7 protein-coding genes are annotated in these 8,571 nt (G+C 33.1%); 1 reads left to right on the top strand and 6 read right to left on the bottom strand.

Features of this window, described 5'->3' with window-relative positions; all coding sequences use genetic code 11:
- Nucleotides 1–87: 87 nt before the first annotated feature.
- The 4 genes from AC1Q8L_RS29800 to AC1Q8L_RS29785 form a co-directional block, all read right to left on the bottom strand.
- Nucleotides 88–1,164: a glycosyltransferase WbsX family protein gene (locus tag AC1Q8L_RS29800; protein WP_000691015.1), complete on the bottom strand. Its 1,077-nt coding sequence runs from the start codon at nt 1,162–1,164 to the stop codon at nt 88–90.
- 232 nt (nt 1,165–1,396) lie between these two features.
- On the bottom strand, nt 1,397–2,269 hold the full coding sequence (locus AC1Q8L_RS29795) for a class I SAM-dependent methyltransferase (protein ID WP_000551407.1): 873 nt from the start codon (nt 2,267–2,269) through the stop codon (nt 1,397–1,399).
- 27 nt (nt 2,270–2,296) lie between these two features.
- The gene (locus AC1Q8L_RS29790) at nt 2,297–3,019 is read right to left on the bottom strand and encodes a class I SAM-dependent methyltransferase (RefSeq protein WP_000405181.1); all 723 of its coding nucleotides are present in this window, start codon (nt 3,017–3,019) and stop codon (nt 2,297–2,299) included.
- Between the two features lie 215 nt (nt 3,020–3,234).
- Nucleotides 3,235–4,029 (bottom strand): sulfotransferase family 2 domain-containing protein, encoded by a 795-nt coding sequence (locus AC1Q8L_RS29785; protein ID WP_000790049.1) that lies wholly within the window; start codon nt 4,027–4,029, stop codon nt 3,235–3,237.
- 293 nt (nt 4,030–4,322) lie between these two features.
- On the opposite strand from AC1Q8L_RS29785, the gene AC1Q8L_RS29780 reads away from it, so the two are divergent.
- Entirely contained in the window at nt 4,323–5,267 is a 945-nt protein-coding gene (locus AC1Q8L_RS29780; RefSeq protein WP_001230828.1) for an NAD-dependent epimerase/dehydratase family protein, read from the top strand.
- A 40-nt stretch (nt 5,268–5,307) separates the two neighbouring features.
- On the opposite strand, the gene AC1Q8L_RS29775 is transcribed toward AC1Q8L_RS29780, so the two are convergent.
- Both AC1Q8L_RS29775 and AC1Q8L_RS29770 read right to left on the bottom strand, forming a co-directional pair.
- Nucleotides 5,308–6,084 (bottom strand): class I SAM-dependent methyltransferase, encoded by a 777-nt coding sequence (locus AC1Q8L_RS29775; protein ID WP_000651236.1) that lies wholly within the window; start codon nt 6,082–6,084, stop codon nt 5,308–5,310.
- A 66-nt stretch (nt 6,085–6,150) separates the two neighbouring features.
- The gene (locus AC1Q8L_RS29770; RefSeq protein ID WP_492339552.1) at nt 6,151–8,082 is read right to left on the bottom strand and encodes a glycosyltransferase; all 1,932 of its coding nucleotides are present in this window, start codon (nt 8,080–8,082) and stop codon (nt 6,151–6,153) included.
- Nucleotides 8,083–8,571: the final 489 nt, after the last annotated feature.

Below are 8,571 nucleotides of genomic sequence, written 5' to 3'. Positions count from 1 at the left end.
ACACGGAAGTTAAGCTCTCTAGCGCCAATGGTAGTTGGGACCTTGTCCCTGTGAGAGTAGGACGTCGCCAAGCAATTTTAAGACGAGTCAGAATGACTCGTCTTTTTTGTATGCTTTCATACCTCTATCAATTGCATTTTTAACTCCTTCTAAATAAGAAAATCCATATTTTTTATCTGGCTCTAAGTAAGTTCCTTCAGCCCACTCATTCCATGCGTTAATAAATAAAAACTCGCTGTTATAAAAAGAGTAAGTACGATGAATTTGCTTGCTTAAATATATGGTGAACTTTTCAGGGGTAGAACCTACAAAGATGCTGCTATTTGCGTTTTTACGTCGTGCAGTATTATCCCAATCAACAAAAGCCCCAGGAAATGTTTTTTTCTTTGGGAGCGATCGTTGTAATATATACATCCATACTTTATCGTAGTCCCAAACATTCAATTGCATATCAGAATCATATATGACCTTATTTATGTCTGAAGAGCTATCATGGGCAATTGTATAGAAAGGTTCAAACTGAATGCTAGCATCGAATCCATTTATATTAGGTAGTGGAAAACTGTTTAATGTTTCAGCAAAGTATATGCCTTTTAAACCATTTTCTCGCGCTAATGCATTCCAGTAATTAAGCATTTTTTCACAATCAGGAATATGTCCTGGACGATAAATAATGAATAGAGGTTTATCATCTATATAAATATATCTCTCATCTTGGAAAGCCTGTAATAAATAATCAAAGTGTTCCTTCCAATCAGATATATCTCCGTAATCTTGAGGCATTAATATATGTTTATCGAGACCATCCCAAGATTTTGTCCATGGTTCGTTTGCCCAAGAAAGACAAAAAGGGAAGTCAGGTTCCTTCATCTTTAGTACCTCATTAAAGGGGGTTTCTAATAGTCTTTTTCCCTTAAACCAATAATGATAATAACAAAAACCATATATACCGTATGCTTTAGCGATTTCTGCTTGCCACTTTCTTACGGAGGGGCTAGTTAAGTCATAATAAAAATCTTGATAAGGTTCCCTCGGTTGATAATGTCCTGAAAATAAAGGTCGTGCACTTTTAGTATTTGTCCATTCAGTAAATCCTTTCCCCCACCATCGATTATTTTCTTTAATTTGATGGAATTGTGGTAAGTAAAAAGCGATTATTTTCAAAGTATATCCCCCTCATGTTTTTCGTAGTTCAATTGTTGGGAAGTTATTCTTGATTTGGTGGAGTAATTTTAAAACAAGAGATATGTTAGCTGTTTACTGCTTTTTTTATGGTATGTATTGAATTTGCTTTTACAGCTTACTTAATAAGAGAGTATTAGGTAATTTGATATATAGCTGAAATAGAAAGTGCTTTTCGTCATGAAATTAAGTGTATTACGTTGAATAAAAGGAATTAAATTTTTTGAAGGACAAAGAGGGCTTGTGGTAATCGATTTACATCATCAAAAAAGTCTTGTAGCTTTAAATATTTCTCATAATGATTTTCAATATAAGTCCTAGGTATAACAGTTTCTCCGTAAAAACTACTATTTCTAACATCCCCTGCACCAGTAGCGCTGTGGACAAATTTTCCGTTTTCATAATCCGAGATAGCGCGATGTATATCTGGAAAAGCTTGAGATAAAGTTTTATGCCATCCTGTTTGAATTAATTCAGGATGTTCGTGGAATTGTTGACAAAAATCAAGAAAATAGCGCGCTTGTGTTGTTGCGATGAAAATTCCACCAGGGCGAAGAACTCTTGAAAATTCTTTTATCCAATTTTCAGCAGTTTCTTCGGATAAATGTGAGAATACAGAATAAGCGAATATGATATCTAATGAATTGTCACTAATAAATTCTACAGGGGGATGTGGACTAGCTGTTTTATATATCCCTCTTCCTAGTGTTTCATTACAAAGTGTGATCATCGCAGGATCCACATCAATGCCAAGTAAATTTTGATCAGAAGCATCTTTAAATAAGAAGCGTATAATTCTTCCCCATCCGCAGCCGAAGTCTAAAACTTTACTTTCTTTATTCACGGGAACACCTAAATTCTGGGCGTATTGTTTTATATAGCTATAAAACAAATATGCTTCATAAAGAGCATGTTCATAGGAAGCACCTACAAATTGTTTTTGAATTTCTTCAGGAGGAAACCTAGGTACGGGAACCCCATTTATCGTTGTTTGGGAACAACTTTGTATAAATAAATTTAGAAGTTCAACATCAGATAGTGAATTAACAAGATTATCAAAATCACTTCCTAACTTAAAGTTATGCATTTGTCAAACCTCCGAATTATATAGTGATTAAACCTTATTTTCTTGCTTTTTACTAATAAAAACATGTAAAAATTCAGCATCTAACCCGAGTGATCTATCCTTTTGTAAATAAACAATGGTATACATATTTGTGTGTGTATAAATATATTCAATCATATCCTGCCCCCAATCGAACGTTACTAAAGACCCATTCTCATCAATAGGGTTTCCGTGATAAATGGGCTCTTCAATATATTCAATCACCTCTTTATTCAATCTTGCTCTTTGCACAGTTTTTGTGAGTGTATGATACCAAGGGACAGTAAATACATGAGCGCCGCCAGGTTTTAATACTCGTTCTATTTCTTTAAAGGCTTTGTTTGGCGTCATTACATGCTCAAAAACGTCTTGAGTAATGAATAAATCAAAAGATTCATTTTCAAAAGTCATGTCTTCTAAGTTCTCACATCTAATTCCTTGAAAGTATTGGCCAAGAGGATAGTTTTTAAAGTATTGAGAATATGTATAGTTTTTACAGTTTTTTAATAGTAGCTGAGTTGTAATTCCTCCAGGAGAGGATTCGTGGATACTATAGGAATCCCATTTTGGAAAAAATGTGTGTAAAGTATGGATTAAAGCTCGCTGCCTTGGGATAGAGTTACATGTAGAACATAAATAATGATCTCTAAGCCAATCATTATGCTCTATAAATGTAGCTTTCTTTTCGCAAATAACGCAGTACCCATTATTGTGTTTCGAATTGATTTCCACACGACATCACTCCTATGTTACATGCAATCTATTTATGGAAAGTATGATACACGTCAACAATCGGCGAAATCAAAGGGAATAGGTGAAAGTTAGGTATCTCTTAAAATAGCGATTAGGAAAAGGGAATAATCAGTCGAAGAGAACCCGACTCGAATTAAAGTTTCACTTTATGCTATGCGATGCATTAGCTTTTATTCATAGAAAAATGTATAGACTTAAAGTATCCCTCTCGTGTATGGGTACATTTCAAAGTCCTGTGCATATATTTCTGTAACTAAATCCATAGTTTCTTTATCATAAAAGCTTTCGTATGTTGGAAATCGTGGGAAGGCTTCATCTGTAATGCTAAGTTCTGCATAGCTCCCTGCATAAATCATCTTGTGGGCGCGATGATGATCTGAATTTGTAAGAAGTGCTAAATTGGATTTTATCAAATCGTACATGTGTTCCAGTTTGGTGATTTGTGCATTAAAATCTTCTAAAGGAATATAACATTGGATGAAGTTTTCTTCACCAGGGACGTATTGTTGGCTAAAATGTATATCTATTGCTAGGGAATTGGAACCAAATGCCTGAACGTAATATAAAAATTGTTTAAATGATATTCCTTGATTACTATATTTATCATTATAAAAATAATGACGGATACTTTCCCATTGGGGGCTAGCGTATGGATTGTCAGCAAGTAATAGAAATGAGCTGACAGCCCTTGTATAGGGATTTCGCACAAGTTTACAAACATCCTTTTTACCTTCTAGAAGACCATTCTGTAACTCTGGTATGTAATTTATATTGTTCTTATACACCCAGAATTCATAGTAATGAATAAAGTCATTGTATTTCTTTGCTTCAGTAAATAATCCAATTTGAAAAAAGAACCAATTAGCTAATGCGGTGCATCCGCTTCTGTGACTCCAAAATAGTATAAGGGGAAAGTCTTTATGGTAATGCGGAATTCGGTCTTTATGTAGAATTACATGATTTAAAAGCTCTTGATTTATATTTTTCATGAGTTTCGCACTCCTTTTTTTGAGAACCTTGTGTATGTAGAAGTTTTTTTATGGGTTAAACAAGTGAGGATTGTTTATTAAATATATTCATGGGGATGAGTAAATATTATGAGTGTTTTTGCAGTCAATCTGAATAAGGAAGTTCTTCCAAAATGAAAATAGAAAATAAAGATAATGAAAATTTATAACAAACATACAATGATAAGAAGATGAATAATCGAAATGATCCAGTTTATTTGTGTATGTTTTTAGGTTTGACGATGGGAAAAATTTATTACTAGAGAGATGATATTATGAGGAAGAATAATTATTTAATAGTAGGTGGAAATAGTTTCATTGGTATCAACCTCGCATTGGGTTTATTGAAACAGGGGCAAAATGTAAAAGTATTTTCCAGGCATATAAATAATTTTCCTCAAAATATTATAAGTGAAGTTGAATTTATTAAAGGTGATTTAGAAAATGTTGAGGATATATATAAGGCTTTAGTGAATATAGATATTATTATTTATTTAGCTGCGACGTCTAACGTAGCAACTTCAATTGAAGATGTTTTCGGCGATATTAATAGCAGTTTATTTTTTCTTAATTTCATGGAAAGTGTTAAAGATTTTCGTATTAAAAAAATTATATTAGCTTCTTCGGGAGGCACAGTTTATGGTGAACCTGAATATTTGCCTATTGATGAGAAACATCCATTAAGACCACTTTCCCCGTATGGAATAACAAAAGTTTCGCTCGAGAATTATTTGTATTTTTATAAGAGAAAATATGGAATAGATTATGTTGTATGTAGATATTCTAATCCGTATGGAAAATACCAAAACCCCTTAAAAAAAGTTGGGGCGATAAATTGTTTTTTGTATCAGCATCTCAGTAATGAAAGGATTAATATATATGGGAATCCAGAGGAGATTATTAGAGATTATATTTATATCGATGATTTAGTTGAAATTACTATACAACTAGCACAATTAAATCAATTGAAATCTTGCGTATATAACATAGGGAGTGGCAAAGGTCTTTCTTTAAAACGAATTATTGTGGAACTAGAGAAAATAACAGAAAGAAAAGTGGATTTTATCTGTTATAAACAAAAACAAGAGAACGTCCAAAGAATCATTTTAAATATTGATAAGATAAAACAAGAATTGAATTGGGAACCTAAAATAGATTTTAAAAATGGGATTAGATTAAATAAGCTATGGATTGAAGAGTTCTTATATAGTAAAAAATAATAAACCACACTCTACTTGTATTTAAGCAGAGCGTGGTTTATTATTTTACTTCTTTTTCTATTACCCAAAGGTCTTGATGTTCCCACCAAAATCCTTCAGTATACTTTTTGATGATTGGGTTATAGGGCAATAATTTAATTTTGTCACATACGTAAGAGGGGCTAACTATCGTTTGTCCGTACTGATTAACATCTAAATCGAATTGTTCACTAGAAGAGAGAAACCAATAGCCCTGTTCGTTTAAATTTGGAAACCCGAAATATTTTTTACTTTGATAGCCATGGGTTGTGAAAATGAATAAACCACCAGGTGAAACAGCGTTATACAATGTTTGAAGCCAACGAAACCAAGTTGTATCAGGCATATGAGAAAAAAAGGATAGACAAAAAACAATATCGTACGTAGAGGAGTCTAATTTTAACTGTTCGGGCTCAGGATGAGATAATATAGAAGGATTATTTAATTTGTTTTCAATAAAGGAAATGGCCTCTTCGTGTATATCACAAGCGGTTATACTCAAATTCGCTTGTAGATTTAATAAATGACGTGTTACGCAGCCGTATCCAGATGCAAACTCTAACAATTTGATTGGATTGCCTGTAGGAGGATAAAGGGAAGTGATTAAGTCTAAGAGTATTTGTGCTGAGTTTTGCCCGTCTTTAAAATAGTAATCTATCGCTTCTTTTTTTGATGGGAAAACGGGATTAGTGACAATGAACTGAAAGATATGATCCTCAGGATGGATACTTGCATTTACATTGTAGCTGTGTGCGATTTGAGAAATTAAATCTTTATGTTCCTCTATAAAGTCTTTCAAAGAGTATTCCCCCTTAAATAATAGTATCGCCTTACAAGAGATATTGATGGCAGAGAAAGCATACGTTTAAATTTTTAAGTATGCTTTAAGATACTTTCTATATGTATACATTTTCATTTTAGAAATGTCATCGATAGTAAAGCTTTCTTTAATGAAATTTTGCATTTGCACAACTTCATTGTAATGGGAATATGAATCTTCTGTTCTTGTTACACTATTTAAATGTCGTCTATGATAGTTTAGGGGGGCTGGATTGAAGTAAATATCTCCCTCTGTAAGAAGAGAAACATAGAAGAACCAGTCACCAGCTATTTTGAACTTTTCTAACTGTTTTTCTGTTTTCTTCATATCTATATTTTTAAAAACTACACTCGAGACATTAGGTATAGTGTTTTTGATAAGTAACGTATCTTGTATTTCGTCGACGCCTTTTCGAAAATAGGGGGCTTTCCATTTCTCTTCATCGATATCATTTGTGTAATTTAAATAATGATTAGCCAATACATTTCCTTGTTCGTCTATTTGTTTTGATTGTGTGTAGCTTAAGGCAATATTGTTATTTATATAAAACCCCTGCATCACCTCTTGTAAAAATGTCGTATCGCATAAGTCATCGGCCTCTGCAATCCAAATATAATCACCAGTTGCTGCAGTGACGCCTTTTATCCATTGTTTAAATACAGAACCAGAGTTTGTATCATTAATAACCTGTTGAACCTTCAGATGGATCTTATTTTCTTTTGAGAGCAGTTCTTTAAATGTTGATACGCTATGATCAGTGGAGGCATCGTCTAAGAAAATTAGTTCGTAAAGAGGGTAGGTTTGGTTTAATATTGATTCGATTCGATCAGGTAAGTATTTTTCATAATTATAGTTTGGTATGATTACGCTTATCTTTTTGTAATTATGTTCGAGAAGATCTAGTAATTGATAAATGTAAGTAAGAAAATTGAAGTTTTTTTCGATAAGTTCTTGGCCAAAGCTTCCCTTTTGTAATCGTAATCCCTCATCATGAATAAATTCATATATTTTTTCTAGCATTTTGGGTAAATTTAAAAAGTCTACTAAGGCACCAGTTTTTTCTGTAACAACCTCCTCAAAACCTCCAGCATTTTTAAACCCTATAACAGGAAGTTTTGCATCTAATGCTTCTAAAACAACATTTGGAAAAGGATCTTCCCTTGAAGTTAATAAGTATAAGTCAGCTCCGGCGTTATATAATCCGATATCGGGAGTAGGATCGATTACTGTGAAATGTGCTTTATATTTAGGGGGCAGTGTATTCAGGAATTGAACGTCTGTTCTCCCTACCCAAATAAAATGAATATCCTTGTGAGTCTTTCTTACTGAGTAAGAGATAAGTGAGAATAGATCGATTCCTTTTCGATAATCTGCGAAGCCTACACCCAGGATGATTTTGCTATCTAGAGGCAGGTTAAGCTTCTTACGTAACTCATTTCTAGCTTTTGCGATATTATTCTTATAAGGATTGTGGTTAAACAAACCTTGAGGGAGAATGTGACATTTTTGAGGATCCAATTCAGTGATTGTACGAAATTTTTCTTGTACGTATTGTGAAGGGAAAACAACTTTGTAAGCAAATTCAGCGATGTTTTTAGCTTTCCCTTCAGCAGAGTACTGTTGTATTAAATGCGGTAATTCATGTATTAATGAAACAACTTTTATATTGTGTCTAGCTAGTAATGCGACGATATCGCCACTTATGACAGTGCTACATATGGCGAGGGTAAAATCCTGTGATAATAAATCCTTTATTAATAATTCGACCTTTTCTTTTGTTTGATAATCTTGCTCGAGACAATAAACAGGACCGTACTTTTGGAAATCGGGAATTAAAATACCGGATCCAATAGAAATAATTGCAACAGAGTAATCAAAGTTTTCTTTAAGAGCCTTAATAGTATGTAAAGAAAGTAGCTGTGCTCCGTGGAAATGGGCATCATGGGATACATAAATTATCTTTTTATTAACATGCATTTCATAACGCCTCCTAAGTTTATTAGATTTCTTTTCCTTTTTGTTGATTAAAGGTAAAGAAGAGAAATGTTTTATATATAATCCCCTAGAGATGAGTAGAAGGGGGGCGTACTAAAAGAAAAAATATTATCCTTAATATATATTTACTTGGTCTCGCATTCATTCTTTAGAAAAGTATTAGTATTAAGTTAGAGAGTGTAGTCTGCAGATTGTTAGTTTGAATACATACATTTATGAAGTTCTAAGGATGTGTTAGAAATTAAGAGAGGGCAAAGCTTTTATAATTTATAAAATAAAAAAGATAAAAAGTATTGACGATTGATCTACAGGGGTGTAGTATAGGACAAGTCGCCGATGACATTAACGTCGCAAGCGACAAACGAAATGAAAAACTTAGTTGACATTAACTAATGAAGATGTTAACATAAGGAAGTCGCAAATGAGCGACCAAGTAGTTCTTTGAAAACTGAACGAAACAAACAACGTGAA

The sequence above is a fragment of the Bacillus sp. GW823-FHT06A11 genome (genome assembly GCF_058795355.1).
This window is presented reverse-complemented; position numbering and strand designations above follow the sequence as displayed.